The organism is Lysobacter sp. Root494 (genome assembly GCF_001427225.1).
GTDB lineage: Bacteria > Pseudomonadota > Gammaproteobacteria > Xanthomonadales > Xanthomonadaceae > Agrilutibacter.
Window position 1 is genome coordinate 40,308 of the sequence record NZ_LMFH01000008.1, and the last position, 25,285, is coordinate 65,592.

A 25,285-nucleotide genomic window follows, 5' to 3' on the forward strand; every position below is an offset into this window, starting at 1 on the left:
GACCGGCTAGAACGGAATCTTCCTCGTGAGGATGTCCCTGAACATCACCCAGTCGCCCGCGAACGAATAGAAGGGATGCCGGAACGTCGCGGGCCGGTTCTTCTCGAAGAAGAAATGGCCGATCCAGGCGAAGCCGTAGCCGCAGAACAACGCACCAAGCAGGAACCAGCCGTTGCGGCTGATGAGGGCGAGCGCGAGCAATGCGAGGACGCCCAGGCTGCCGATGAAATGCAGGCGGCGGCACGTGCGGTTCGCGTGTTCGCCGAGGTAGTACGGATAGAAGTCGTGGAAGCTGGAAAATCGAGCCATCGCTCGCCCCTGTCGTGATCGGCCGACGTTACTTTCCGGCTGCCTTGGCCTTGTCCCAGTAACGATCCTGCTCTTCCAGCGTCAGCGCGGCAAGCGTGGTGCGGTCGGCTTCAGCAAAGGCTTCCATCGCACGGAAGCGGCGTTCGAACTTGAGGTTGGCGCGGCGCATGGCGGCGCCCACGTCGACCTTCGCATGTCGCGCGATGTTCGCGGCAACGAACAGCATGTCGCCGATTTCCTCTTCGAGGCGATCGTGTGCTTCGCCGGCGCCTGGCTGCGCGGCGGCGGCTGCGAATTCCTCGCGCACTTCCTCGATTTCCTCATGCAGCTTGGCGATCACGGGCGTAATGTCCGGCCAGTCGAAGCCGACCGATGCCGCGCGCTTCTGCAGCTTCACGGCGCGCTGCCATTCGGGCAGGCCGCGCGCGATGCCGGCCAGTGCGGAAGTATCCTGGTGGCCTGCGGATTCGCGCTCGCGGCGCTTCTGTTCTTCCCACGCGACCGTCTGTGCTTCGGCATCCTCGACGCTTTCGCCGGCGAACACGTGCGGATGGCGGCGGATCATCTTGTCGCTGATCGCGGCGACGACATCGCCGAAGGCAAAGCTACCCTGCTCTTCCGCCATGCGTGCATGGAAGACGACCTGCAGCAGCAGGTCGCCGAGTTCGTCCTTCAGCGCGTGCAGGTCATTGCGGTCGATCGCATCGGCGACTTCGTACGCTTCCTCGATCGTGTATGGAGCGATCGTGGCGAAGGTCTGCTGGACGTCCCAGGGACAGCCACCATTCGGGTCGCGCAGGCGCGCCATGATGGCGAGCAGGGTGTGGATGTCGTGGTGGTCTTGGAGAAGGTGGTTCATCAGCGCTCTTTCGTTCTGATATTTCAACAGCGATAGGCGTCGGATGTTGACTTCCTGCCGCTGCCGCTGCTGTTGTTGCTTTGCCGTTGTTGTTGCTCGTCATTCCCGCGAAAGCGGGAGGCGCCTCACCACAGCCGAGGGCTGGTCATCCAGCGGCTTTGCCTTTGTGCCGTTGCTTGCTCAAGCGAAAGACACTGGATTCCCGCCTTCGCGGGAATGACAAGCAAAGAGACGTTACTGGCCCGCCACCCAATCCCGCCACGGCAACGACACGTCGCCCAGCGCAATGAAATCCCCATTGAGCACCGTATCGCGCTGGTTGTAACGGAACGGCCGTCCCTGCGGGTCGAGCACCGCGCCGCCCGCGCCTTCCAATACGCACTGGCCGGCGGCCGTGTCCCACTCGTTGGTCGGACCGAAGCGCGGATATACGTCGAGACCGCCTTCGGCGATGCGGCAGAACTTCAACGACGACCCGAGACCCAGGGGTTCGGTTTCGCCCATGCGATCGATGAACGCCTGCGTGCGGCCATCGCGGTGCGAGCGACTGGCGGCGACGCGCAGCGGCGCAGTGGCGGGCGCACGCACGTGCAGCGGAACGTCGCTGCCGCGTTCGCGATGGAATGCACCCAAGGTCGCACCGCCATGCCATAGCTGTCCCGTCACGGGCGCCTGCACGATGCCGAAGACCGCGACACCGCTTTCGATCAGCGCGATATTCACGGTGAATTCTCCGTTTCGCTTGACGAACTCGCGGGTACCGTCGAGCGGATCGACCACCCACAGGCGATGCCAACCACGGCGCTCCCCGACGCCTACTTCGTGCGCCGACTCCTCGGAAAGCACCGGAATATCCGGCGTGATGCGTGCCAGGCCTTCGACGATACAGCGATGCGCCGCCAGGTCGGCCGCGGTGAGCGGCGAATCGTCATCCTTGTGCTGGACGGCGAAATCGCTCTCGTAGATGCCGAGGATGGCGGCCGCCGCGTCCTGCGCGAGGACGATGACTTCCTCGCGCAAGGCCTTGTCGAGCATGTACGCGCTCATGCCTGCATCCCCAGCCATTCGCGCGCGATGAACAGCGCGGCGATGCTGCGGCCCTCGGAAAAATCCTCGCGCAGGATGAGTTCGTGCAGCGCGGCGAGCTTCCATGGGATCACTTCGAGTTCCTCGGGTTCGTCGCCCGGCAGGCGCTCGGGATACAGGTCGCGCGCGATCACGAGTTGCGCGGTATGGCTCATGTACGTCGGTGCCAGGGTGAGGTCGCGCAACAGCGTGAGCGAATGCGCGCCGTAGCCGGCTTCTTCCTTGAGTTCGCGGTCGGCGGCCTGGACGGCGGTTTCGCCCGCGTCGATGCGGCCCTTCACCAGGCCCAGTTCGTAGCGATGCATCCCTGCGGCGTACTCGCGCACCAGCAGCACCGTCTCGGCGTCGATCATCGGTACCACGATCACCGCGCCATGGCCGCGCCCGTGCAGGCGCTCGTAGTTGCGGCGCTCGCCATTGGCGAACTCGAGCTCCAGGCGCTCGAGCCGGTAAGGGCCGGCGTCGTGCTCGGTGATGCCATGGATGGTCGGCAGGCGACGCGTCAAGAGAGGGCTCCAGGGCCGGCGGACATCCCGGCTGCGCCGGCTGCGATAATGGAGGGATGCAGGACAAGACTCACGATGCAATGATCATAACGGACGCCGATGCATGGCGTTCGCGCGACCTGGCCGTGCTCTGGCACCCGTGCACGCAGATGCGCGAGCACCCCGATACCTTGCCGTTGCTGCCGATCGAACGGGGCGAAGGCGCATGGCTGGTGGGCTACGACGGCCGCCGCTATCTCGATGCGATCAGCAGCTGGTGGACGAATCTGTTTGGCCACGCGGAACCGCGGATCGCCGCCGCCATCGCGCGGCAGGCGTCGACGCTGGAACACGTGATCCTCGCCGGGTGCTCGCACGCGCCGGCAGTCGAACTCGCAGAACGGTTGCTCGCCATCGCACCGCGCGAAGCCGGACGCGAGCCGTTGGCCAAGGTCTTCTACGCCGACAACGGTTCGGCCGGCGTCGAAGTCGCGTTGAAGATGGCGTTCCACTGGTTCCGCAACCGCGGCGAGATGCAGCGCACCAAGTTCATCGCGCTGGAAAACGGCTACCACGGCGAAACCATCGGCGCGCTCGCGGTCGGCGACATTCCGTTGTATCGGCGTGTCTACGCGCCTTTGCTGGCCGAAGCGCTGTTCGCGCCTTCGCCCGATTCGTACTTGTGCGAGCCCGGCGAGTCGCCCGCGCAACGCGCTTCGCGTGCCGCCGCGGGCCTGCGCGAGCTGCTCGAACGCCACGCCGGCGAAATCTGCGCACTGATCCTCGAACCGTTGGTGCAGTGCGCCGGCGGAATGCGCATGCACGATCCGTCGTACCTGAGGCTGGCGCGCGAGCTGTGCGATGCGCATGGCGTGTTCCTGATCGCGGACGAGATCGCGGTCGGATTCGGCCGGACGGGCACGTTGTTCGCGAGTGAACAGGCCGGCGTGCAACCGGACCTGTTGTGCCTGTCCAAGGGACTCACCGGAGGCTCGCTGCCGCTTGCCGCGGTGCTCACGACGCAGCGCATTTACGACGGTTTCCTCGACGATTCGCGCGACCGCGCGTTCCTGCATTCGCACAGCTACACGGGCAATCCGCTGGCCTGCGCGGCCGCGCTCGCTGCCCAGGGAATTTTCGAGAGCGACGGCGTGATCGAACGCAATCGCAACACCGCTGCAGTGATGCGGGAACTCGCGCAGCCCTTCGCGGAGCACGCGCATGTCGCCGACGTGCGCCAGACCGGGATGATCGTCGCGTTCGAACTCACGAAGAATGGCGACAAGCGCACACCGTTCGACCCTGCAGCCCGCGTCGGCCTGCACGCATACCGCAGCGCGGTCGCCAATGGCGTGCTGCTGCGCCCGCTGGGCGACATCCTGTACTGGATGCCACCTTACTGTGTCGACCACGCTGCATTGCGGCAGCTTGCCCAGGTCACGCGTATCGCGATCGACGAGGCCACCGCATGCGCCTGACCCGTGTCTACGTCGAAGCAGCGCTTTCACCCGGAGCCGAATTGCCACTACCGGAAGGCGCGGCCTTGCATCTTTCGCGGGTGCTGCGGCTGGCGATCGGCGACGAGTGCGTGCTGTTCAATGGCGACGGCCACGACCACGCCGCGCGCATCGTCGCGCTCGACAAGCGCGGTGTGCGCGTTGCCATCGAAAGTTCGCGCGTGGTCGACAATGAATCGCCGCTTCGCATCACCCTGCTCCAGGGCGTCGCGCGCGGCGAGAAAATGGACCTGATCCTGCAGAAGGCCACGGAACTCGGCGTCACGTCGATCACGCCGCTGTGGTCGCAGCGCAGCGAAGTGAAGCTTGAAGGCGAACGCATGGTGAAGCGGCTGGCGCATTGGCGTGGCGTGGTCGCGTCTGCGTGCGAGCAGTGCGGCCGTGCACGCGTGCCCGAAATTGCTTCACCCGTGGTGCTGGCAGCGGCGCTGGAGGCAATGCCCGCCGGGGGACTGCGCCTGATCCTGGACCCCGAAGGCGAACTCGCGATGGGCGCCATGTCACCCGCAGCCGGCGAGCACGTCACGCTCGCCGTGGGACCGGAAGGCGGCTGGTCGAGCGTGGATCGCAAACAGTTGCGCAATGCCGGATTCCGCGGAGTGCGGCTGGGCCCACGCATTTTGCGCACGGAAACCGCCGGGCTCGCGGCGATCGCCGCACTGCAGGCGCGTTTTGGCGACCTGGCCTGACGATTGGTAATCGCTGCGCTTCGCGGGTCAGATCCTGGAGTGGATCGTGCACGCATCGAGCCAGCGCACGATGCCCACCCCGACGCGACGAACACCAGCGACGGCATGTATGGGGTATGGACCGGATCGTGGCGTCATCCATCCGGCGAAGCCATGGGCGCCGTTGCCGGCGGCGCGCGCAGATCAGGCGGCCTGTGCCTGGTTCAGTGCGCCGGCAATCAGCAGTTCGATCGCCTCGAGGTCCGGCACGAACGCTTCGTCTTCGTTGAGCCACACGCGGGCATGCACGCCCTGCGGCAGGTGTTCGTCGGCTTCGTGCTGCAGGCGGTCCGGCGACACGGTAACCAGGCGCGGGAAGCCCTGCGTCAGGATGGCGAAGTAAGGCGACTTGGCATCGCCGCCGAGCGCCTTGAGGACAACCACCTTGCTGCCCAGGCCACCGGCTTCCGGTGCAATGTCGGCCATTTGCGAGAAGGCGATCAGGGGCACTTCCCAGCCACGCCAGCGGATGCGGCCGAGCAGCCAGTCGGGGGCGCCTTCGACCGGCGACGGGGGTGCGAACGACAACACCTCGGCGATGGTTGCGTTGGGCAGGAGCAGGCGTGCACGCGCAACGGCGATCAGCACGCCCCGGATATCGTTTTGCTGGGTAGTGGTCATCGACGTTCCGGGTATCTGAGTTAGTGCCAGCGCTCGGCGAGCCGGCGCGCGAGTTCCTGCGGCTTGCCCGCTTGCCCACCACGCGCCGCCAGTGCAGCAGGCGCGGCGACGTCGTAGCAGCCGTCCAGTGCCTGTCCTGCGATGAGCGCGCCGGCGGCTGCGAGCTTCATGACCGCGTCCACCTGGCTGGCATCCGCACCGCTGAGCATCAGCACCGCACTGTCGCCAGCGGGCAGCGCGGCGAGCAGGTCGGCTGGTGCATCGTTGAATGCGAGACCCTGTCCGTTCTCGTGCACGCCGAGTGTCGGTGGCAGGATGTAGACGGTTGCGGCCTGCAACGTGTCGCCGCTCACCGCGAGCTTTACCGGCAGCGTCGTGGCGCGCTGCATCTGCGCGACCAGCTTGTCGTAATGGCCGCCATCGAGGCGTTGCTGCACGAGCACGGCACGCGGGAATTCCGCAGGCAGCGCCCCCAGCAGCTGGCGCACGGCATCGGGGCCACCAATACCGGCAAGCACCAGCACGGCGCCGCGCATAGGTGCCGCGGTGCGCTCTTCGACCAGTTCCATGGTCGAGAAGCGGTTGTTCAGGTCGTCCATGTCGCTCTGGAAGCGGCTGGCGTCCATCGGATGGTCGTCCGCCAGTTCCAGGCCTTCGATCCTTATCTCCGTGGGTGTGTCATCGACGAGTTCGAGCTCGAACTTCGCGGCCAGTGGCGGCGACGGCTCGGCGCTGTGTTCGCTCGTGTAATGCGCGGCTTCGTCGCCGAGTTCGAACGCGACCAGGTCCATGTCCGAGTGCACATCGACCGGCACGACGCCTTCGTCATCGGCAAGCGAGAGTTCGAGCCCCGAGGCAGCCGGTGCCGATGTTGATGCCGCTGACGTCGTTGCCGCTGGCATTGATGCCGGTGGTGCCGCTGCAGGCATCGGAGCTTCCGGCACGATGAGTTCGGCAATCGCCTCCACTCCACCACGGCCAGGCGGCAGCACGCTGTCCGAATGTCCGAGCTTGGCGCGCAGATGACGGACCCAGCGCGCGGCATCCCAGCCGACGCGGCCCGTGGCGAGTTCGGCTTCCTCGAACAGCACTTCGATCTTCGGGTTGGAGAGCATGCCCTCGAAGCGATCGAGCGCCTCGTCGGTCGCGGCGTCCAGCACGATCAGCGCGGCTTCGGGCTGCGAAGCCAGCACGTCTTCCTCGCTGGTGTTGGCCGGGTCGGCTTCGAGCACGATGTCCGCGCCTGCCTGGCCCAGTGCCTCACGCATGCGGTCGCGGGCCGCGCCAGGGCGGGCCAGCAATGCGACGCGGCGAGCGGTGTCACTCATGGGTGCGGGTAATCCCCAGCAGTTCGAACACGTTGCGCAGCAGTTCCGGCTCCTGGTACGGCTTGCCGAGATAGCGGTTCACACCGATGTCGAAGGCGCGCTGGCGATGCTTCTCGCCGGTACGCGAGGTGATCATCACGATCGGCACGTTGCGCAGGCGCGGGTCGGCCTTCATCGCCGTGGCGAGCTCGTAACCGTCCATGCGCGGCATTTCGATGTCGAGCAGCATCAGGTCGGGCACCGTGTCGACCATCTTTTCCAGTGCGTCGAGGCCGTCCTTCGCCGTGAGCACCTCGAAGTTGTTGCGCTCGAGCACGCGTCCCGTGACCTTGCGCATGGTGACCGAGTCGTCGACCACCATGACCATGGGGACGCGGCGGTGTTCGACGACCATCGGCGCAACCGGCAGGTGTTCGGGCGTGAGCACGGCCTGGCGGCGCACCAGCGGTGCGACGTCGAGGATCACGACCACGCTGCCGTCGCCCATGATCGTGGCACCGAAGATGCCCGGGATCGAAGCGACCTGCGGACCGACCGGCTTCACCACGATTTCGCGGTTGCCGATGACATGGTCGACGCTGACCGCGGCGCGCAGGTCACCGGCGCGGATCAGCAGCAACGGCATCTGCAGCTGGCCTTCGGCCTTCGCGGTCGCGTGGCCGACGAGGTTGCCGAGGTCGTGGACCGGATAGTCCTCGCCGCCGTATTCGTACACGGCGCCGGCCTGCGCAAGTTGGCCGCGCGGCATGCGGCCCACGCCGCGCACCGAGGCGATCGGCACTGCGAAGCTGGTTTCGCCAATGCGCACGAACACCGCCTGCGTTACCGCAAGCGTCTGCGGCAGGCGCAGCACGAAGCGCGTGCCTTCGCCGGCCTTCGACTCGATGTCGATGGTGCCGCCGAGCTGGCGCACTTCCGAGGCCACCACGTCCATGCCGACGCCGCGACCGGCGAGGCGGCTGACTTCGTCCGCCGTCGAAAAACCCGGCTCGAAGATCAGCATGTCGAGATCGCTGTCGCTGAGCACGGCGTCCGGACGGACCAGGCCACGCTCTTCGCCGCGCTTGCGGATCGCTTCGCGGTTGAGGCCTGCGCCGTCGTCGGCGACTTCCAGCACCACTTCCGAACCTTCGCGGCGGATCGCGATGCTGATCGAACCTTCTTCCGCCTTGCCCGCCTTCTTGCGCTTGTCGGGCTTTTCCAGGCCATGCGCGACCGCGTTGCGGAGCATGTGCTCCAGCGGCGCGGTCATGCGGTCGAGCACGTTGCGGTCGAGTTCGCCCTGCGCATTGCCGAGCTTGAGCTGGACATTCTTGCCGGTTTCGCCCGACGCCTGGCGCACGACGCGGCGCAGGCGCGGCAACAGCGCATCGAACGGCACCATGCGCGTGCGCATGAGGCCTTCCTGCAGTTCCGAACTCACGCGCGACTGTTGCAGCAGCAGTGTTTCGTACTGGCGGGTCAGGTCGTCGAGCGTGACCTGCAGGCTGCTCTGGTCGGCCGCGGATTCCGCGAGCGCACGCGACAGCTGCTGCAGGGTGGAGAAGCGGTCGAGTTCGAGCGGATCGAACGTCGCATCCGCCGTGTCGTGCTCGCGCTGGAAGCGCGCGATGATCTGCGCTTCAGTCTCGATTTCGAGACGGCGCAGCTGGTCGCGCATACGGATGTTGGTCTGGTCCATTTCCGCGATGGCGGCGCGGAACGCACCCAGCTGCTGTTCCAGGCGGGCGCGATAGATCGCGACTTCGCCCGCGTAGTTGACGAGGCGGTCAAGCAGGTCGGCACGGATGCGCACCTGTTCCTGCGGCGTACGCGCGCCGATGTCGTCGTCGTCGCCCGCGAGGGCGTCGACCATCGGTGCGGACAGTGGCTTGAGTTCGAGCGATGCGGCTGCAGCTTCGACAGTCGTCGTCGCAGCTTCGTAAACCATCGCTGCGGCACGTTCGCCGCGGGAACGCGCGTCGAATTCGGCGATGAGCGATTCTGGCATCGCGATTGCCTGGCGCGCACCGACGCGCGTGACCATCGCATGCAGGCGGTCGAAGCCGCGCTCGAGCAACGGCACGCCGTCGCGGCCGAGTTCGACGCGGTTCTCGACCACGGCTTCCAGCAGCGACTCCATGGTGTGGCCAAGTTCGCCCACGGCCATGATGCCGGCCATGCGCGCACCGCCCTTGAGCGTGTGCAGGTCGCGCTGCAAGCCGATCAACGGCTCGCGTGAATCCGGGGCTGCACGCAGTTCGGCGAGCAGACCGTCGGAATGATCGAGCAGGTCGGCGCCTTCCTCGACGAAGATGTCGACCAACTCCGGATCGAGACCGGTGAGATCGAGTGCTTCGTCGGGATCGCCATGACCGGCCTGGGCGTGCGCGAGGATGGCGGCCACCGCAGGTTCCGGCTCCGGCAGCGTGCTGGCAGCGGCCAGGGCTGCTGCAGCGGCAGTCGCTTCGCGGCGGGCGCGCTCTTCGGCTTCGCGTACTTCGTCGGCGCGGCGCTGGGCCTCGGCTTCGGCGGCGGCAGCGGATTCCGCGGCGGCAGCCTGTTCGGCGGCAAGGCGCTCGGCTTCGAGTCGTTCTTCTTCGGCGACGCGTTCGGCTTCGAGGCGCGCGGCTTCTTCTGTCGCGACGCGTTCGGCGACAAGGCGTTCGGCCTCGGCCTGCTCCGCGGCGAGTCGCTCAGCTTCAGCCGCCTCGCGCTGCGCACGCTCTTCGACTTCGCGCTGTTGTTGGGCAAGACGCTCCGCCTCGGCGTACTCGGCTTCGATGCGCGCGTATTCGGCTTCTTCGTCCGCTGCGGCGCGTTCGGCTTCGAGTCGTTCGGCTTCGAGTCGTTCGGCTTCGAGTCGTTCGGCTTCGAGACGTTCGGCTTCGAGACGTTCGGCTTCCAGGCGTTCGGCTTCGAGACGCTCGGCTTCCAAGCGCTCGGCTTCCAGGCGCTCGCCTTCGACGCGTTCGGCCTCGAGACGTTCGGTCTCAAGGAGTTCGGCTTCGAGACCCTCGCCCTGGAAGGCTTCGGTTTCGAGGCCTTCGGCCTCCAGCAACGACGTGTCGAATTCGATCGCTTCGAAGTCCGGCTCGTTCGTGGGCGCGACTTCGATCTGCGCTACTTCGGATTCGACAGCGATGCTCTCGCCGAACGCGATCGGTTCGAACTCCAGCGAGCTGGACGCGACTACAGGCGCGAGCACCGGCGCCGTGGTGGTCTGCACGAGGCTGGCGACCCCAACGTCGGCGGCCAGGTCGGTGAATTCGCTGAAATCGAATGCGGGCAGATCTGACTCGTGCGCCGCCTCTTCTTCGATGGCGACGTGCGGTCGCGCCTCGGGCAGGCTGTCTCGCAATGCCTGCAGACGGGCCGACAAGCCTTCGAAACGCGGCACGTGCGGGACCGGGGACTGCAGGCCCTGCATGGTGGCGCGGATCGCGGCGGCGGCTTCGTCCAGCGCCGCGACGCCTTCGGTCGTCGGCATGACGCCCGCGGCGAGCATGCGCTTGATGTAGGTCTCGCTTGGACCGGTGATGTCTGTGATCACCGGCACTTCGGTCATCGCGAACGCGCCGTTGAGCGTGTGCACGGCGCGCTGCAACGCTTCGGTCGCGGGCTGCGGCGCATTGCGCGCGCCATCCAGCCAGCTCTCGATCGTGACCAGGTGCCCGCCGACTTCACCGGCCAGGATTTCCAGGAGCACGGCATCGACGGATGCGGGAACGCCGGGGACGACCACGGGTTCGGCACTGCTCGCAACAGGTTCCTCTTCGAACGCGATCGACGGTTCGGCCTGCAGGTCGCCGACGTCGATCGAAACGACGGCGGCTTCCGCGAGTTCAGGCACCGCTTCGACCACCGGTCCCGGCGTGGGCGCCGTGGCGGGAGTGAAGAACGCTTCCTCGCCGGCGGCGATGCGTTCGGCGACGGCTTCCATGCCTGCGAGGTCAGCGGTGATGTCGGCTTCGCCGCGTAGCGCAGCATGCAGTTGCGGCAGCGCGTCGTAAGCCTGGGTTACCAGGGCGATGACGGCCGGACTGGCGGGACGCGTGCCATCCAGCACGCGGTTGAGCATGTTCTCGACCTTCCAGCTGAACTCGCCGAGCGTCTTGGCGCCGACGAGGCGGCCGCTGCCCTTGAGCGTGTGGAAGACGCGGCGGATAGGACGCAGTCGTTCGGCATCGTCCGGCGTCGCGGTCCACGGCGGCAGCAGTTCGCCGAGGTTGCTGATTTCTTCCTGCAGTTCTTCCAGGAAGACTTCGCGGATCTCGTCGTCGATGTCGTCGCTGCGCTCGAAACCGCCGGCGGCAACGCCAGCAGCGTTGGCGGCAATGGGCGCAGGCGCGTGGGCGGGTTCCGAAGGAGTTTCAGTGATGCTGTGCGCAGGCGTCGGCGACGTGGTTTCGGCCGCGCGCGAATGGGTAGCGCCCAGAAACGGTTCGATCTTGGCGAAATCGAGGGCGTCGGCGAGTTCCGGCGAGAAGTCGAGCGCTTCGGCCATGGTAACGGGCCCGCCGACTTCCTGCGGCATCGGGGGCAGCGGCCAGTAACGCAGTCGTTCGAGGGCGTGGCGCGCGATCTCGAGGATTTCATCGCGCGCCGGGCGTTTGTCGCGCAGTGCTTCGAGGTAGTACTCCAGGCTGGCCAGGGCGTCGGCCATGGTGTCCAGCTGCTGGCTGTTCGGAACGCGCTTGCGGGTAAGCAGTTCGACTTCGACGTAGCGCTTCACCGCCACGAGGTAGTCGGCCGGCTGATGTTGCTCGAGCATGCGCAGCGCGCCGGCGACTTCGTCGAGCAGGCGCGGCACTTCGTCGAGCTCGGCGTGTTCCCAGCCGGTTTCCACGAAGGCGACGAACGACTGCCGCGCATCGCCGAAGTTGGCGATCGCTTCGCGCACGACGACGTCGATGACCTTGGCGCGCTCGCCCGCGGCGAGGTCTTCTTCGCCGCCGGAATCATGGCGCCCGAGCCGTGCGACCTGGTCGTCCAGCGAGGCGTCGACATACAGAAGCGCGCCGGCGACATCGAGCAGCGCACCTTCGTCCGCGGCGCGGCGACCGGAAACGATTTCGCGCATCGCGTCGCGCTGCTGGATCACGACGTTGCGGGCAACGCCGAGGCCCATCATCCCGAGCGTGTCGCCGACACGGGTCAGCGCATCGACCTGGGGACGCAGCTCGTTGGCATCGGTCTGCCTGGTACGCAGGTGCAGGTCCAGTGCGTCCTTGACGCGCAGGAGGTCTTCCTTGATCGCCGCCGACACGGTATCGAGCAGCGCGCGGTTGCGGCCGCTGAGACTGCCGCGGGCGTGTTCGAGTTCGTCCTCGCTCGGCACCTGGCCGGCGAGATCGAAGGTCTGTCGCAGGCTGTTGAGCGCCGGATGCTGGCTCTCGCTGTGGGCGACGTGGTACAGCAGCTGGCGGGTCGGTTCGGCGGCGGCGTCGGGGCGCGGCGCACCGAAGGCGAAGTTGTCCTGCACCAGCGTCTGGCGGGCTTCGCGTTCGACGCCGGCAAAGGCCTGGCGCACGCCGCGATTGGCGGTCAGCGCGCCATCGCGCAGCGCCCCGGCAACGGATGCAGCCACCCAGAGCATGCGGCGCAGCGGCTCGGTATCGACCTGGGCGAGCAGCCCGTCGACGACCTTCGCCAGCTGAGCGGCATCGGCCGGCGCACCGTCTTCCGGCCATGCCGCAAGTGCATCGCGCAGGGCACCGAGGTGGCCCACCAGTTGTTCGCGCGCGGGCTTCGGTGCGGAAGGAGCGGGGGCCGGGAGGTTTTCCGGCAGCGGACGATCCAGATCGGGCGAGAACAGGACGCTCTCGCTCAGGCCGGTTTCGCCACGTGTTGCGCGCAACTCGTTGAGTAGCGGCAGCAATACGATCGGAATGTCGCGGTGGCCGCCCTGCAGGCGTTCCAGGTAATCAGGGAGCTGGACAACGCCGCGCATCAGCGCCGCGCAGGCATCGTCTCGCTCGACGACTTCACCGCGCAGCAGCGAGAGCGAGAGACGCTCCATTTCCTCGGCGACCATCGCCGGGGCATACAGCTCGATCATGCGCAGCGTGCCGTGCACCTGGTGCATGTGCCCGGCGCAGACGCGCATGTGCGCGGTCTGCGAGGGATTCTCGGCAAACGCCTCGATTTCGTCGCGCGCCTGGCGCAGCGTCGCATCGAGTTCGGGCTTGACCCAGCCCAGCGTGGTCGTGTCGATCGCGTCGCGCAACACGGTCATAGGTCGCCTCCGTGTCGGCGCGCGGCCACGACGCCCGCCTTGTCGGCGGGCGCGGGCGCGGGGCGGTTTGCCTTCAGGCCGTCCATTTCGTGATCAGTTCCGTCCGCGCGTCAGGCCGGCAGCTTGAAGTCGGCGACCGAGCGGCGCAGGTCGGCCGCGAGCTGCGCGAGGTTTCCGATCGACTGCGCCGTCTGGCTCGCACCCTGCGAGGTCTGCGCGGTAATCGACTGGATGGTGTTCATCGTCGCGGTGATGTTCGACGCCGCGCTGGACTGCTGCTTCGCCGCGGTCGAGATGCCTTGAATCAGGCCGGAGAGGTCGGACGACACCTTTTCGATCTCGCCCAGCGCGGTACCCGCGTCTTCGGCGAGGCGCGCACCCGCGACCACTTCCGAGGTCGTCTGTTCCATCGACGACACCGCTTCGTTGGTATCCGACTGAATCGTCTGGACCAGGGTTTCGATTCGCTTGGTCGCGTTCGATGCGCGTTCTGCGAGTCGCTGCACTTCGTCCGCCACCACCGCGAAGCCGCGGCCCGCTTCACCGGCCGATGCCGCCTGGATCGCCGCGTTCAGCGCCAGGATGTTGGTCTGTTCCGAGATGTCGTTGATCAGTTCCACGATCGAGCCGATTTCCTGCGACGACTCACCCAGTCGCTTGATTCGCTTCGAGGTTTCCTGGATCTGGTCGCGAATCGAGTCCATGCCCGCGATCGTCTGGCGCACGACGCCGGCGCCCTTGGTCGCGATCTGCACGGAGCGTTGCGCCACGTCCGCGGACTCGGCGGAGTTCTTCGACACCTGGTCGATGCTCGCCGCGATTTCGCTGATGCGGTCGGAAGCCGAGTTGATTTCCTGCGCCTGGTGTTCCGCGGCTTCGGCGAGGTGCATGGCGGTCGCCTGCGTTTCCTGCGCGCTCGAGGCCACCTGCACCGAGGTGTCGGTAATCGTCTGCACCAGGCTGCGCAGCTGTTCGACGGCGAAGTTGATCGAGTCCGCGATCGCGCCGGTCATGTCCTCGGTCACGGTCGCCTTTACGGTCAGGTCGCCTTCCGCGAGCGAACCCATTTCATCCAGCAGGCGCATGATCGCCTCCTGGTTACGGTCGTTGAGTTCCTTCGTGGTCTGGTAGCGCTTCTGCTGCGCGCGGTTCAAAGAGAACAGCAAGCCGGCGATGGCGATGATCGCGGCGATACCCGACAGCACCGAAATCAGGATGTGGCCGAGCGGGTTCTTGCTGCGCACCGAACCGAAGGCCGTCAGCGAGCGGAACAGCGACTCGCTCTGGCCCAGCAGCGTGTTCGATTCGCTGGTGATGGTGCCGGCTGCGGCCTGCGCGGTGAACAGGTTCTTCGAACCGGCGCTGATCGCATCCAGGTCCTTCTTCATTTCGGTCCACAGCCCCTCGGCCTGGCCGAGCGCGGCGAGTGCGCCGCCATTCGACAGCGGAGTCACGCCAAGCGCGGCGTCGCCCTTGCGCAGGCCGACGAGCACGTTGCCGAACACGGTTGCGTTGCGGGCGAGCTGGTCGCCGGCGATCGAAGCGCCGGGACCGCCCGCGCGCATCGAGGTGATGCTCTTGTCCATCGCGCCGGCCAGCACGTTCTGGCGCAGGGCGAGATAGACCTGCGACGCCGGCGAACCGCTTGACGACATCGCGCGCACCAGTTCGTCGAGGCGCGCCTGCAGCTGCGGCACCTTGGCTGCGAAGCTGTCGGCTTTCGCCGCCAGGCCGGTCACCGCGGCTTCCGAACCGATGACCTGGTCCGCGTTCTTGCCCACGAGCTCCCAGGTGCCGCTGACCTTGTCGATGTCGCCGGAGACGCCGAGTTCGGTGCCGAAGCGCTCGTTGAGCTGCTTCACGTCGGCATCCATCTGCGCCTTCGTCGCCTTGAACGCCGCGTAGGCTTCCTTGTCACCGCTCACCGCCTCGGCGCCCTGCACTGCCAGTCGCTGCGAGTTCACCTGCAGTGCCGAAGCCGCGGAGCTGGCACCGGCCAGGCGCGAACCCTTCCAGGTGGCATAGCCGGCGTTGACGCCGAAGATGACCACCGAGATGCCGAGGATCGTCAACCAGGTATTGACGCCGAGGCCGCGGCCCTTGGGATTCATCACAGTGCTCATGGTTCAACCTCGTTGGCGATTGCTGCTTGCGTGCTGCTGGTTGGAAGGTGTCGTCAGCCGGCGGCTTGACGGAATTCGGGAGTACGGGCCAGCCGGTCCAGGCTGAAGATGCCCCACGGCTGCTCGTCGACGCGGTAGGCGACATCGACGAAGTGCGCGTAGCGTCCCTGGTAAAGCGGGTCTTCGGCGGCCTGGAGGTCGGCCACCTTCTGCGGTTCGGTGAAGCTGCGCTGGCCGAAGAGCTCGTCGATCAGCACGGCGACGTCGCCGCCCGGCTGGCGCACGAGCAGGCAGCGCTGGCTTTCGTGCAGCACGGTGCGCTCGCCTTCGAGGAACTGCTTCAGGTCGACGATGGGCAGGAGGTTGCCGCGCACGTTGGCCACGCCGAGCATCCACGGCTGCGCGCCGGGTACGGGCGTGATCTGCGGCAACGGGAGGATTTCACGGACTTCGTCGAAGCCGGACGCCAGGCGCCGTGCGCCCACGCGGTAACCGACGCCGCGCCACAGGCCGGGCGCGTCGAGCTGCTCGGGCAGGCCGGCGACATGCTCGAGACTGCGACGCTCGTAATCGGCCAGCAGGTCGAACGGGCCGGGCGCGGAAGCTTTCCTGCTCACTTCAGTGGCCCAGCACCGCGTTGATGCGGGCAATCAGTTCGGATTCGCGCGGCGGCTTCACGATGTAGTCGCGGGCACCCTGGCGAAGGCCCCAGGCCTTGTCCACGTCCATGTCCTTGGTGCTGACGATCAGCACCGGAATGGCACTCGTCGCGTTGTCGCGCGACAGCGCGCGCGTGGCCTGGAAACCGTTCATGCCGGGCAGGACCACGTCCATGATGACGAGGTCCGGCAGCTCGCGCTTGCACGCGGCGATGCCGTCTTCGGCGCTGCCTGAGGCGATGACCTGGTGGCCGTTGCGTTCGAGCAGTTGGGTGAGAACCGCGACGTCGGTCGGCGAATCCTCGATCAGCAGAATACGTGCCATTGGTGCCCTACCCCCCGGTCAGGCGTTGCGTGCATTGTCGTGCACGTGGTTGCGGATCGCGTCGAGGAGTTCCTCGCGCGTGAAAGGCTTGGTCAGGTACTGCTCGGAACCGACGATGCGGCCCCGCGCCTTGTCGAACAACCCGTCCTTGGACGACAACATGATGACCGGCGTGTTCTTGAACAGGTGGTTGTTCTTGATCAACGCGCACGTCTGGTAGCCGTCCAGGCGCGGCATCATGATGTCGACGAAAATGATCTGCGGTTGCTGGTCGGCGATCTTGGCCAGGGCCTCGAAACCGTCCGTCGCCGTCACGACGTCGCAACCCTCGCGCTTGAGCAAGGTTTCCGCGGTCCTGCGGATGGTCTTCGAGTCATCGATCACCATCACCTTCAGACCGTCGAGGTTGCCGTTGCGCCCCTCTTGCATGCTTTCAATCCCCTGTGCGATCACGGCCGTCCCCGCACGTCGCGAAGTGCCTTTATTTCAAGCATAGCGCGTACTGTCAAGCACGAACTCGCAAGCGCATCCCTGAATGTGCCGGGCTGCACCAATCGCGACCCGGTTGGCACTTGCATGGCCAGAACGTGACGTTTTGCGGCATCTGCCAAAAGCGCTCCCTGCGCGCCTGTTACCATCACTGGCATCGTTTTCGCCAGCGCCAACATGCCCCTGCAACCGGGTGTCGACATCATCGTCGTGATGGATCCGATCGGGTCCATCAAGATCGCCAAGGACTCCACTTTCGCCATGCTGCTGGAAGGGCAGCGCCGCGGACACCGGCTCTGGTACGTGCGTCCGGGAGGGTTGGCCGTGGCTGAAGGCCAGGCCCAGGCGACCGTTTCGCCCCTGACGGTGAAGGACGATCCGGCCGGCTGGTACGAACTCGGCGAATGGCGGCGAATGGCCTTCGGACCGGGCCAGGTCGTGATGATGCGCAAGGATCCGCCGGTCGATACGGCCTACCTCAACGACACCCATATCCTGGGGCTGGCGCAACGCGCCGGGGCGCTGGTGGTGAACGACCCGCAGGGCCTGCGCGACATGAACGAGAAGCTGGCCGCGCTCGAATTCCCCCAATGCACCCCGCCTACCGTGGTGAGCCGCGAGGCCGCCGTGCTGAAGGCGTTCCTGACCGAACACGGCGATGCCGTGCTCAAGCCGCTGGACGGCATGGGCGGGCGTTCGATCTTCCGCGTTCGTTCCGGCGACCCGAATACCAACGTGATCCTGGAAACCCTGACCGCGGGTGGACGCGAGCTGGCCATGGCCCAGCGCTACCTTCCCGAGATCACCGAGGGCGACAAGCGCATCCTGCTGATCGATGGTGTGCCGGTCGATTACTGCCTGGCCCGGATTCCGCAAGGCGACGAATTCCGCGGCAACCTCGCCGCGGGTGGCAAGGGCCGCGGACAACCCCTGAGCGAGCGCGACCGCTGGATCGCCGCCCAGGTCGGCCCGGAGCTGAAGCGTCGTGGCATGGTCTTCGTCGGCCTCGACGTGATCGGCGACTACCTCACCGAAGTCAACGTCACCAGCCCGACCTGCATCCGCGAGATCGATGCGCAGTTCGGCCTCAACATCGCCGGAATGCTGTTCGACGCAATCGAGCAGAAATTGGTCGCATGAGCAGGGCTGCATGAACACGGTCGCGGTCCGCGTCCCGCCCCGGCCGGGCGAATATGCGTTGGGCGAAGGCATGGCCGCCGGTAGCGGCCGCATCAGCGCCACCATGGTGCTGTCGGTGCTGGTCCACGCGATGCTCCTGCTCGGCGTCGGCTGGGCGGTCGAAAGCGCGGCTCCCATCATGCCGACACTCGACGTGATCCTGACCGAGACCACGTCGCCGCTGACGCAGAAGCAGGCCGATTTCCTCGCCCAGGCCACCAACCAGGGCGGCGGCGAACACGACAAGACCACCCGTCCGCGCGAAACCCAATCCGGACCCGCGCCGCAGCCCGAGCCCGGCATCGCACCCCGTCCGCTGCGCGCACAATCGCCCGCTCCGCAACCGGCGCCGCAGGACCGGGTGGTCAGCACACTGCAGGCCGAAACCGAAATCGCGAAGGCGCAGGCCACGCAGCCACCCGACGAGCAAGTGCTCCCGCGCGGGCGCGAGAAGATCGCCCGTGACATGGCGATGGCGCGCCTCGCCGCGGAGATCCACCTGCGCTCGGAGCAATACGCCAAGCGGCCGAAGCGGAAGTTCGTGTCGGCCAGCACCACGGAGTACGCGTGGGCGAGCTACCTCAGCGACTGGGTGAAGCGCGTCGAGCGCGTGGGCAACCTCAATTACCCGGATGAAGCGCGCCGCCGCCACCTCGCCGGCAAGGTGGTGATCACGATCGCCATCCGCCGCAACGGCACGGTCGAGCGCATGCAGATCGTGCAGTCCAGCGGCATTCCGCTGCTCGATTCGTCGGCGCTGCGGATTGCGAAACTCGCGGAGCCCTACGCGCCGCTGCCGAAGACCGAAGAAGACCCGGACATCCTGCACGTCACCCGCACCTGGCTGTTCATGCCGGGTGGTGAATTGATCGACGACTGACGTTGCCCACCCGTCTAAACGGACATCTTCTTCCGGGCAATGGCTTCGGGGTCAAGCCCGAACAACGTAACGGCTTCACGCACTTCTTCCGCGCCCAACATGATTGGCGCGAGCACGAGTACGGAGCCAAGGTCATCCACGAGAATGGCCTGGCCGGTCTCGTCCATGAAGGTTCTGGCCGGATCGATCTTCTCCAGGCGCAGAGTGTTTACGCCGTAGCCTGACGGCCCGGAAATCTCGCCGTGCCGGACTACAACAGTCTGCAGGAACGGCATCAGGAAACTGATGCCGAAGACCAGCACTGCCCCTGCCATCGCGGTACCCAACGCCCACCATTGAATCAAACCCAGCCAGCAGAGCACGCCGGTCGCAATAGGAACAACGACGGCGGTAATCGCCAATGGGATAGAAGAGCGAGTGATGCTGGGCCGGAACTCCACGCGCTCGTCGGCAAATACCCGTTTCATTTCCGCAATGCCTTCTGCTCGTCGATGGTGAGCGCGACGTTGTTGCGGAGATAGGCAGGTTCGGCGAATTCCGGCGCAACTGTTTCACCGCGCGCGAAGGCGAATGCGGCGAGCTTCGCGACATCGGCCGCATGCGGCAACGCCGCCGCATCGATTGCGCTGAAACGGGAGCAAAGGCGAGAGGCGAGCGCTCCTTCCTGCGCTGCGAAGCCGGTGCCGACGCCATTCCAGCCACTGGCAGTCCCGGGCAATTCGACGGCTTCGGGATGAGACACCCGTTCCGCATCGAGCGCGAACGCATCGCCGTCGCGCAATTCGAATGCGGCGGCATACACCTCGCCCATGCGCGCATCGATGGCAGCGAGAACGCGGGGGCCCTGCGCCTGCATTGCGAGTGCGGCGAGTGTCGAAACCGGCACCACCGGGCGATCCAGTGCGAGTGCGATGCCCTGCCCGATCGCAACAGCCAGGCGCACACCCGTGAAAGCACCCGGACCGCGGCCGATCGCGATGGCGTCGAGTTGCGACTTCTTCACGCCCGCGTCGGCCAGCAATTGTTCGGCCCAGGGCAACGTGAGTTCGGCATGGCGGCGCGGTGCGATTTCAAAGCGCTCGCGCACCTCGCCGTCGAGCCAGAGGGCAACGGAACAGGCTTCGGTGGCGGTTTCGATGGCGAGCAGTTTCATGGCGCGGGCATTATGACGGGGCCGACGCGACCCTGTGTATTGATGTCGGCGAATGCGCGTTGCAGATCGGAGCTTGCTCCGCTGCCGTCGCTTTCTGATCCGGGCTCAGACGCTCTTGGTCCCGGAAGCGCACCAGGCAGGCTCGGTGCTGCAGGTCGTGAGGAGCGGAAAACAGCGGAGCAAGTTCCGTGGGCAGAAGTCCGGGCTATCGACTCCATCGACCGCCTTACTCCACCGCATGGAGCTCCGGTACGAAGAACGCAGTCACGTCGTCGATTCGCCGCGTCTTCGGCAACGGCGGTAGCGAATCGAGAAACACCTTTCCGTAAGTCTTCGAGGTGATCCGTGGGTCGCACAGCACCAGCACACCCCGATCGCTTTCACTGCGGATCAGCCGCCCGGCACCCTGCTTCAGTGCGATCACCGCCTGCGGCAGCTGCTCGTCACGGAACGGGTTGCCGCCGTTGCGACGGATCGCTTCCAGTCGCGCTTCGAAGACAGGATCGTCGGGCGCCGCGAACGGCAGCTTGTCGATGATCACGACACTGAGCGCTTCACCGGCCACGTCGACGCCTTCGCGGAAGCTCGCCGCGCCCAGCAACACGCCGTTGCCGGATGCGCGGAAGCGTTCGAGCAACACCGGTCGCGGCGCCTCGCCCTGCACGAACAGCGGCCAAGGCCCGCCGCGCAGCAGTTCCGCTGCCTCACGCAGCGAACGGTGTGAAGCAAACAGGATGAAGGCGCGACCGCCAGAGGCTTCGAGCACGGGTCTCAGTTTCTCGACGAGACTTTCCGTGTAGTGCCGCACGACGGGATCCGGGAGTCCCGTCGGCAGGTAGCACAGGGCCTGTCGCGGCCAGTCGAACGGACTGGGTGCAAGCAGCGTGCGCGGATCGTCCAGTCCGAGCTTGGCGGCGTAGTGATCGAAGCGCCCGCCGACGGCCAGCGTCGCGGAAGTGAACACCCAGGCTGCATGCGAACGCTCGCGATGCTGCGCGAGCGGACCGGCAACATCCAGTGGCGTGCGGCTCAGGCGGAAGCCGCGTGCGGTGAGTTCATACCAGTGCACGCCCGTGTCTTCGGCCTGCATGGTTCCGTTCGGTGGACTGTCTTCGCCGTCGGCAGCAGGCACCTCGAACGGCATGTCGAAGTCGTCGCGGTCGATCGCGCGAGGTGTTTCGCCGCGCCAGCGTCGCAGCCGCGAGAGGGATTCCTGCGCGCGCGCAATGCAACTGTCGAACCCTGGTGCGGTCTCGCGTAACGGCAACACGGCGTCGTGCAGTCGTTGCAAAGCAGCATCCAGTGCATCGAATGCCAGTTCGGAAGCCTCGAGCTCAGCGGCGCGACGACGGGTTCCGCGCACCGGCAAGTCGTCCATCGCGGCACGCAACGAGCGCACGGCGTGCTCGAGTTCCCGCGACGGACCCTGCACCGTCGCCAACGCACCGGCAACGTCCTTGGATTCGGCGATCGCATCGCGCGCGAGCTCGACCAGCGGCCGCGCACTCAGGGCTTCACCAAAGAACTGTGCAGCAAGATCCGGCAGCTGGTGCGCCTCGTCGACGACGAATGCCTGCGCACCCGGCAGTATTTCGCCGAAACCTTCCTGCTTGAGCGCGAGGTCGGCCAGCAGCAAATGGTGGTTGACCACGACCAGGTCTGCCGCCTGCGCGCGCTGCCGCGCCTGCACGACGAAGCAGTCGGCGAACAACGGGCATTCGCTGCCGAGGCAGTTGTCGGCGGTCGACGTCACCATCGGCAGCAGCGGCGAGTCCTCGGGCAGCGCCTCCACTTCGGCGAGGTCGCCCATGCGCGTGCGCCCGCTCCACGCGACGATGCGCTGGAACTGCGCAACCTGCTCGCGGTTGGCGAACTTCGGCTCGCCTTTCGCCTGGTTCAACCGGTACAGGCAGAGGTAGTTCGCGCGCCCCTTCAACAAGGCCGTCTTGAGGCCGCGACCCAGCGCATCGCGCACGCGTGGCAGGTCGCGGTGGTACAGCTGGTCCTGCAACGCGCGCGTACCGGTGGAGATGATCGTCTTCATTCCTGACAACAGCGCGGGAACGAGATAAGCGAACGTCTTGCCGGTTCCGGTCCCCGCTTCCGCGATCAGCGTGCCGCGCGTCTCGAATGCATCGGCAATGGCGACGGAAAGATCCTGCTGCGCGGAACGCGGAGCGAAGGCATCGATCCGGGAAGCGAGCTCACCGCCCTCGCTCAATGCCGCGCGGCTGGCTTCAGCAAGACGGGAGGACATGCAGGCTCAGTAGCGATTCAGTGCAGCGACCGTGCACGCGTCGCGCTGCGTGCGCGCAGCGCGCACTTCGGCTGCGGCCGCGGCGACGCGCGCGGTGGCCTGTGCTTCGCTTTCGCTGCGGCGGATCACGCGGTCGTTGGCGCGCAGCAGCGCGGCCTGCAGCAGGGTTTCCCAGTGCCGGCGGCACAGCGGGCCGGTGGTGGACCCCAGGTCGATGGCCTGCTTCGCAAGTTGCTGCGCCTGTTCCTGATCGCGCAGTAACAACGCGAGTTCGGCACGTTCCTGCAGCAACGCGGGATCCTGCGCGTTGAGCTTCATCGCACGATCCAGCAGGTCGGCCGCGCCGCGATACATATGTCTGGCCTCGAGCTGAGCGGCCTGTTGTCGCAGGTCTTCTATCTCGGGATCGCGCAGGGGCTGCACGTCGAGTTCGTTCGAAGTCGCCGCTCCCGCCGACCGTATGGTCTTCACCAGTGCTGCAGCATCGAAGGCCGGCTCCACGGGCTTCGGTGCCGGCACGGTGCATCCGCCCAGCATCAGCGAGCCCGCGACCACGGCAACCCGCCATCCTGGCGAAATATTCATCAATGATCTCATTGCTGGTCCGGCGGCGCCGCCGCTTCCTCCGTGTCTTCGTCGTCATCGCGGCCGATACCGAACCAGTCGCGCCAGCCGCCGCCCTCTTCTTCGGCAGCAGGCTGTGGCATCGGACACGGCGTGTACGGCGGCGCGAAACCGGCAACGAAGGCGAAACGGCGTGCGCCCGCACAATTGGCGTCGGTGGTGTTGTTGCCAGTCACCCACTGCCAGTCGATGCCCTTGTCGCCCACCTGCAACGGCGCGCTCGGCAGGCGCGCGAAGATCGCCGACCACACGCGCATCGCGCCGGTTGCGCCGTACAGGCCGGTTTCCTTGTTCTGGTCGTTGCCGACCCAGATCACCGCGAGGTGGTCGCCGGTCCAGCCTGCGAACCAGCTGTCGCGACCATCGTTGCTGGTCCCGGTCTTGCCCGCGGCATTCAGGCGGCCGAGGCCATCGCGAACGAGCTGCGCCGCGGTGCCACTGGTCACCGTCTGCTGCCCCGCGATCGTGATCAGGCGTGCGGCGATCGCGTCGCCTTCCTGCGCGGGCGCAGGCTTGGTGTCATAACGCTTGAGCGCGCGGCCGCTCGCATCGAGCACGCCGCGCACCGCGTGCAACGGCTGCACTTCGCCGCCGCTGGCGAGGAACTGGTACAGCTGCGCCATCGCATACGGGCTTTGATCCACCGCGCCGAGAATCAGCGACGGTCGCGGCGGCGCCTGGATACCGGCGAGTGTGCGGATCAGGTCGGCCACGCGCTCGGGCCGCACCTTCATGCCGACGCGCACGGTCGCCTGGTTGTACGACATCGCGAGGGCATCCATCAGGCGCACGGTGCCGTGGCTGCGGCCATCCGAATTGCCGGGGCTCCACTTCTTCCCGCGGCCGAGGTCGACAGTCACCGGCGAATCGTCGACGTAGCTTGAAAGCGAATACTGCTCCGGTGTCGCCAGCGCGAGCAGGTACACGAAGGGCTTGAGCAGCGAGCCCACCGGACGCTGCGCTTCCACGGCGCGGTTGAAGCCGTGCTCGGTATGCAGGCGGCTGCCGACGACGGCGACGACTTCGCCGTTGTGCACGTCGGTAACCACGAGGCCCGCCTGCAGCGGCGGACGGCGCCTGCTGTCGAGGCTCTTGAGCGTGCGCGTTACCGCGCCTTCGGCAAAGGCCTGTGCGGCCGGCGACATGCCGGTCATCACGCTGAGCCCCGCGCCGACGAGCTGGTCGGCCGGATAGTCGCGCGCGAGCTGGCGGCGAACGAGGTCGACGTACGCCGGGAAGCGGTTCGGCGCGAGGCTGCCTGCTTCCGGGGTCACGCCCAGCGGTGCCTTCAATGCGCGCTGGTATTCCTTGTCGTCGATCAGGTTGGTTTCGCGGAATTCGCCAAGCGCAAAGTTGCGGCGCTCCAGCGCACGCTCCGGATTCCGGCGCGGGTCGTACCAAGAAGGACCGCGCACGATGCCGACCAGCAATGCAACCTGTTCGGTGCTGAGGTCGCGCAGGTCACGCCCGAACCAGAACTCGGACGCGGCGGCCACACCATGGATCGCCTGCGAGCCACGCTGGCCGAGATAGACCTGGTTGAGGTAGGCCTCGAGGATGTCGCGCTTGTCGTAACGCGCGTCGATGATCAGCGCGTAGAGGATTTCGTTGAACTTGCGCGAGATCGTCTGTTCCTTGCCGATCCCGAGCAGGCCGCTGCGCGCGAGCTGTTGAGTGAGCGTGCTGGCGCCCTGCTTCTTGCCGGTCGCGGTCTTGAAAGCCGCCCGCACCATGCCGCTGAAGTCGATGCCGATGTGGTGGTTAAAGTCGCGGTCCTCGACCGCCTGCAATCCGGTCACCAGCAACTCGGGCACTTCCTCGATGCGGACCAGGCGCCGCTCTTCCTGCTTCTGTCCGTACAACGATGCTATGCGCGCCGGATCCAGTCGCGCGACTTTCAGCTTGCCCTTGCTGGTGACATCGCGAAGCGTGGCCACGCGTCCGCCGGAGACCACGATTTCGAGTCGTTTCGCCGGCACCACGCCATCGACATCGTTGAAGCCGCGACTGGAGATCTTCCAGTGTCCGCCGTCCTGCGCGTAGCTGCCTTCGCGACTGCCGTCGCCGGCGTGGTACCCGGCCGCGTCGAGTTCGGTCTTGAGCGTGCGCGTGTCCAGCACCAGGCCCGGCTTGAGCTCCAGCGGACGCGCGTAGACGCGCGTTGGAATCTGCCACTGCAGGCGTCCGAAACGCTCGGTCACCTGGTGGTTGAGATAGAGCATGTAGGGGATCAGGAATCCCAGGCCGAGGCCGATCGCGGCGAGTGTCCAGGTGACCAGCCGGCGCTTCCACTGTGCGGTTTCGCCGTCTTCGCCCCGACCGCCTTCTTCGTCTTCGTCGTAATCGATCGCCACTGGATGCCAGAATAGGTGGGCCGCGCCCGAGTTGGGCGAGTCTAGCGCAGGCCGATCGTGGCTCCGCGAGACGCAGGCGCTGGTTCACGCAA

At 66.6% G+C, this 25,285-nt stretch carries 20 protein-coding genes; 4 read left to right on the forward strand and 16 right to left on the reverse strand.

What is annotated here, in order from left to right; translation table 11 throughout:
- Positions 1–6: 6 nt before the first annotated feature.
- The 4 genes from ASD14_RS13075 to nudE form a co-directional block, all read right to left on the reverse strand.
- Positions 7–309, reverse strand: a complete 303-nt coding sequence (locus ASD14_RS13075) for an Mpo1-like protein (protein WP_056134608.1) — start codon at positions 307–309, stop codon at positions 7–9.
- 28 nt (positions 310–337) lie between these two features.
- The gene (mazG, locus tag ASD14_RS13080) at positions 338–1,168 is read right to left on the reverse strand and encodes a nucleoside triphosphate pyrophosphohydrolase (protein WP_056134613.1); all 831 of its coding nucleotides are present in this window, start codon (positions 1,166–1,168) and stop codon (positions 338–340) included.
- Positions 1,169–1,402: 234 nt separating this feature from the next.
- Complete coding sequence (gene cysQ, locus ASD14_RS13085; protein ID WP_082538988.1) at positions 1,403–2,215, reverse strand: 3'(2'),5'-bisphosphate nucleotidase CysQ; 813 nt, start codon at positions 2,213–2,215, stop codon at positions 1,403–1,405.
- On the reverse strand, positions 2,212–2,760 hold the full coding sequence (gene nudE / locus ASD14_RS13090) for an ADP compounds hydrolase NudE (protein ID WP_056134618.1): 549 nt from the start codon (positions 2,758–2,760) through the stop codon (positions 2,212–2,214). The genes cysQ and nudE overlap by 4 nt, the downstream gene beginning before the upstream one ends.
- Before the next feature lie 56 nt (positions 2,761–2,816).
- Between nudE and bioA the strand changes: the two genes are divergently transcribed.
- Together bioA and ASD14_RS13100 are read left to right on the forward strand one after the other, a co-directional pair.
- On the forward strand, positions 2,817–4,217 hold the full coding sequence (gene bioA / locus ASD14_RS13095) for an adenosylmethionine--8-amino-7-oxononanoate transaminase (RefSeq protein WP_056134621.1): 1,401 nt from the start codon (positions 2,817–2,819) through the stop codon (positions 4,215–4,217).
- Complete coding sequence (locus tag ASD14_RS13100; RefSeq protein WP_056134624.1) at positions 4,208–4,945, forward strand: 16S rRNA (uracil(1498)-N(3))-methyltransferase; 738 nt, start codon at positions 4,208–4,210, stop codon at positions 4,943–4,945. Before bioA ends, ASD14_RS13100 begins: the two co-directional genes overlap by 10 nt.
- A gap of 183 nt (positions 4,946–5,128) precedes the next feature.
- On the opposite strand, the gene ASD14_RS13105 is transcribed toward ASD14_RS13100, so the two are convergent.
- From ASD14_RS13105 to ASD14_RS13135, 7 genes are all read right to left on the reverse strand, one after another.
- The gene (locus ASD14_RS13105) at positions 5,129–5,605 is read right to left on the reverse strand and encodes a chemotaxis protein CheW (RefSeq protein ID WP_056134628.1); all 477 of its coding nucleotides are present in this window, start codon (positions 5,603–5,605) and stop codon (positions 5,129–5,131) included.
- Between the two features lie 20 nt (positions 5,606–5,625).
- Positions 5,626–6,933 carry a chemotaxis protein CheB gene (locus tag ASD14_RS13110; RefSeq protein WP_056134631.1) on the reverse strand — a complete coding sequence of 436 codons (1,308 nt, stop codon included), beginning with the start codon at positions 6,931–6,933 and terminating at the stop codon, positions 5,626–5,628.
- Entirely contained in the window at positions 6,926–13,150 is a 6,225-nt protein-coding gene (locus ASD14_RS13115) for an Hpt domain-containing protein (protein WP_056134633.1), read from the reverse strand. The genes ASD14_RS13110 and ASD14_RS13115 overlap by 8 nt, the downstream gene beginning before the upstream one ends.
- Positions 13,151–13,260: 110 nt before the next feature.
- A complete protein-coding gene (locus ASD14_RS13120; protein ID WP_056134636.1) occupies positions 13,261–15,273 on the reverse strand; it encodes a methyl-accepting chemotaxis protein in 2,013 nt (670 codons plus the stop codon).
- 53 nt (positions 15,274–15,326) lie between these two features.
- Positions 15,327–15,890 (reverse strand): chemotaxis protein CheW, encoded by a 564-nt coding sequence (locus ASD14_RS13125; protein ID WP_056134639.1) that lies wholly within the window; start codon positions 15,888–15,890, stop codon positions 15,327–15,329.
- Position 15,891: 1 nt separating this feature from the next.
- Positions 15,892–16,257 (reverse strand): response regulator, encoded by a 366-nt coding sequence (locus tag ASD14_RS13130; protein WP_056134642.1) that lies wholly within the window; start codon positions 16,255–16,257, stop codon positions 15,892–15,894.
- An 18-nt stretch (positions 16,258–16,275) separates the two neighbouring features.
- Positions 16,276–16,686, reverse strand: coding sequence for a response regulator (locus tag ASD14_RS13135; protein WP_056135374.1), 411 nt, complete (start codon positions 16,684–16,686; stop codon positions 16,276–16,278).
- A 237-nt stretch (positions 16,687–16,923) separates the two neighbouring features.
- On the opposite strand from ASD14_RS13135, the gene gshB reads away from it, so the two are divergent.
- Positions 16,924–17,886, forward strand: a complete 963-nt coding sequence (gene gshB, locus ASD14_RS13140) for a glutathione synthase (protein ID WP_056134645.1) — start codon at positions 16,924–16,926, stop codon at positions 17,884–17,886.
- Positions 17,887–17,956: 70 nt separating this feature from the next.
- Entirely contained in the window at positions 17,957–18,805 is an 849-nt protein-coding gene (locus ASD14_RS13145) for an energy transducer TonB (RefSeq protein ID WP_235565419.1), read from the forward strand.
- A gap of 14 nt (positions 18,806–18,819) precedes the next feature.
- Here the strand turns inward: ASD14_RS13145 and ASD14_RS13150 are convergent, their stop codons facing one another.
- From ASD14_RS13150 to mrcB, 5 genes are all read right to left on the reverse strand, one after another.
- Positions 18,820–19,272: a hypothetical protein gene (locus ASD14_RS13150; RefSeq protein ID WP_056134651.1), complete on the reverse strand. Its 453-nt coding sequence runs from the start codon at positions 19,270–19,272 to the stop codon at positions 18,820–18,822.
- Complete coding sequence (tsaB, locus tag ASD14_RS13155; protein WP_056134654.1) at positions 19,269–19,958, reverse strand: tRNA (adenosine(37)-N6)-threonylcarbamoyltransferase complex dimerization subunit type 1 TsaB; 690 nt, start codon at positions 19,956–19,958, stop codon at positions 19,269–19,271. The genes ASD14_RS13150 and tsaB overlap by 4 nt, the downstream gene beginning before the upstream one ends.
- A 226-nt stretch (positions 19,959–20,184) precedes the next feature.
- Positions 20,185–22,215, reverse strand: a complete 2,031-nt coding sequence (locus ASD14_RS13160; protein ID WP_056134657.1) for an ATP-dependent DNA helicase — start codon at positions 22,213–22,215, stop codon at positions 20,185–20,187.
- A 6-nt stretch (positions 22,216–22,221) separates the two neighbouring features.
- Positions 22,222–22,800, reverse strand: a complete 579-nt coding sequence (locus ASD14_RS13165; protein WP_157475401.1) for a hypothetical protein — start codon at positions 22,798–22,800, stop codon at positions 22,222–22,224.
- Between the two features lie 8 nt (positions 22,801–22,808).
- A complete protein-coding gene (gene mrcB, locus ASD14_RS13170; RefSeq protein WP_056135377.1) occupies positions 22,809–25,187 on the reverse strand; it encodes a penicillin-binding protein 1B in 2,379 nt (792 codons plus the stop codon).
- Between the last annotated feature and the right edge of the window lie 98 nt (positions 25,188–25,285).

Coding starts and splice junctions, on each gene's coding strand:
- ASD14_RS13075 (WP_056134608.1), bottom strand. CDS start 309: ATGGCTCGATTTTCCAGCTTCCACGACTTCTATCCGTACTACCTCGGC.
- mazG (WP_056134613.1), bottom strand. CDS start 1,168: ATGAACCACCTTCTCCAAGACCACCACGACATCCACACCCTGCTCGCC.
- cysQ (WP_082538988.1), bottom strand. CDS start 2,215: ATGAGCGCGTACATGCTCGACAAGGCCTTGCGCGAGGAAGTCATCGTC.
- bioA (WP_056134621.1), top strand. CDS start 2,817: ATGCAGGACAAGACTCACGATGCAATGATCATAACGGACGCCGATGCA.
- ASD14_RS13100 (WP_056134624.1), top strand. CDS start 4,208: ATGCGCCTGACCCGTGTCTACGTCGAAGCAGCGCTTTCACCCGGAGCC.
- ASD14_RS13105 (WP_056134628.1), bottom strand. CDS start 5,605: ATGACCACTACCCAGCAAAACGATATCCGGGGCGTGCTGATCGCCGTT.
- ASD14_RS13110 (WP_056134631.1), bottom strand. CDS start 6,933: ATGAGTGACACCGCTCGCCGCGTCGCATTGCTGGCCCGCCCTGGCGCG.
- ASD14_RS13115 (WP_056134633.1), bottom strand. CDS start 13,150: ATGACCGTGTTGCGCGACGCGATCGACACGACCACGCTGGGCTGGGTC.
- ASD14_RS13120 (WP_056134636.1), bottom strand. CDS start 15,273: ATGAGCACTGTGATGAATCCCAAGGGCCGCGGCCTCGGCGTCAATACC.
- ASD14_RS13130 (WP_056134642.1), bottom strand. CDS start 16,257: ATGGCACGTATTCTGCTGATCGAGGATTCGCCGACCGACGTCGCGGTT.
- ASD14_RS13135 (WP_056135374.1), bottom strand. CDS start 16,686: ATGCAAGAGGGGCGCAACGGCAACCTCGACGGTCTGAAGGTGATGGTG.
- gshB (WP_056134645.1), top strand. CDS start 16,924: ATGCCCCTGCAACCGGGTGTCGACATCATCGTCGTGATGGATCCGATC.
- ASD14_RS13145 (WP_235565419.1), top strand. CDS start 17,957: ATGGCCGCCGGTAGCGGCCGCATCAGCGCCACCATGGTGCTGTCGGTG.
- ASD14_RS13150 (WP_056134651.1), bottom strand. CDS start 19,272: ATGAAACGGGTATTTGCCGACGAGCGCGTGGAGTTCCGGCCCAGCATC.
- tsaB (WP_056134654.1), bottom strand. CDS start 19,958: ATGAAACTGCTCGCCATCGAAACCGCCACCGAAGCCTGTTCCGTTGCC.
- ASD14_RS13160 (WP_056134657.1), bottom strand. CDS start 22,215: ATGTCCTCCCGTCTTGCTGAAGCCAGCCGCGCGGCATTGAGCGAGGGC.
- ASD14_RS13165 (WP_157475401.1), bottom strand. CDS start 22,800: ATGAATATTTCGCCAGGATGGCGGGTTGCCGTGGTCGCGGGCTCGCTG.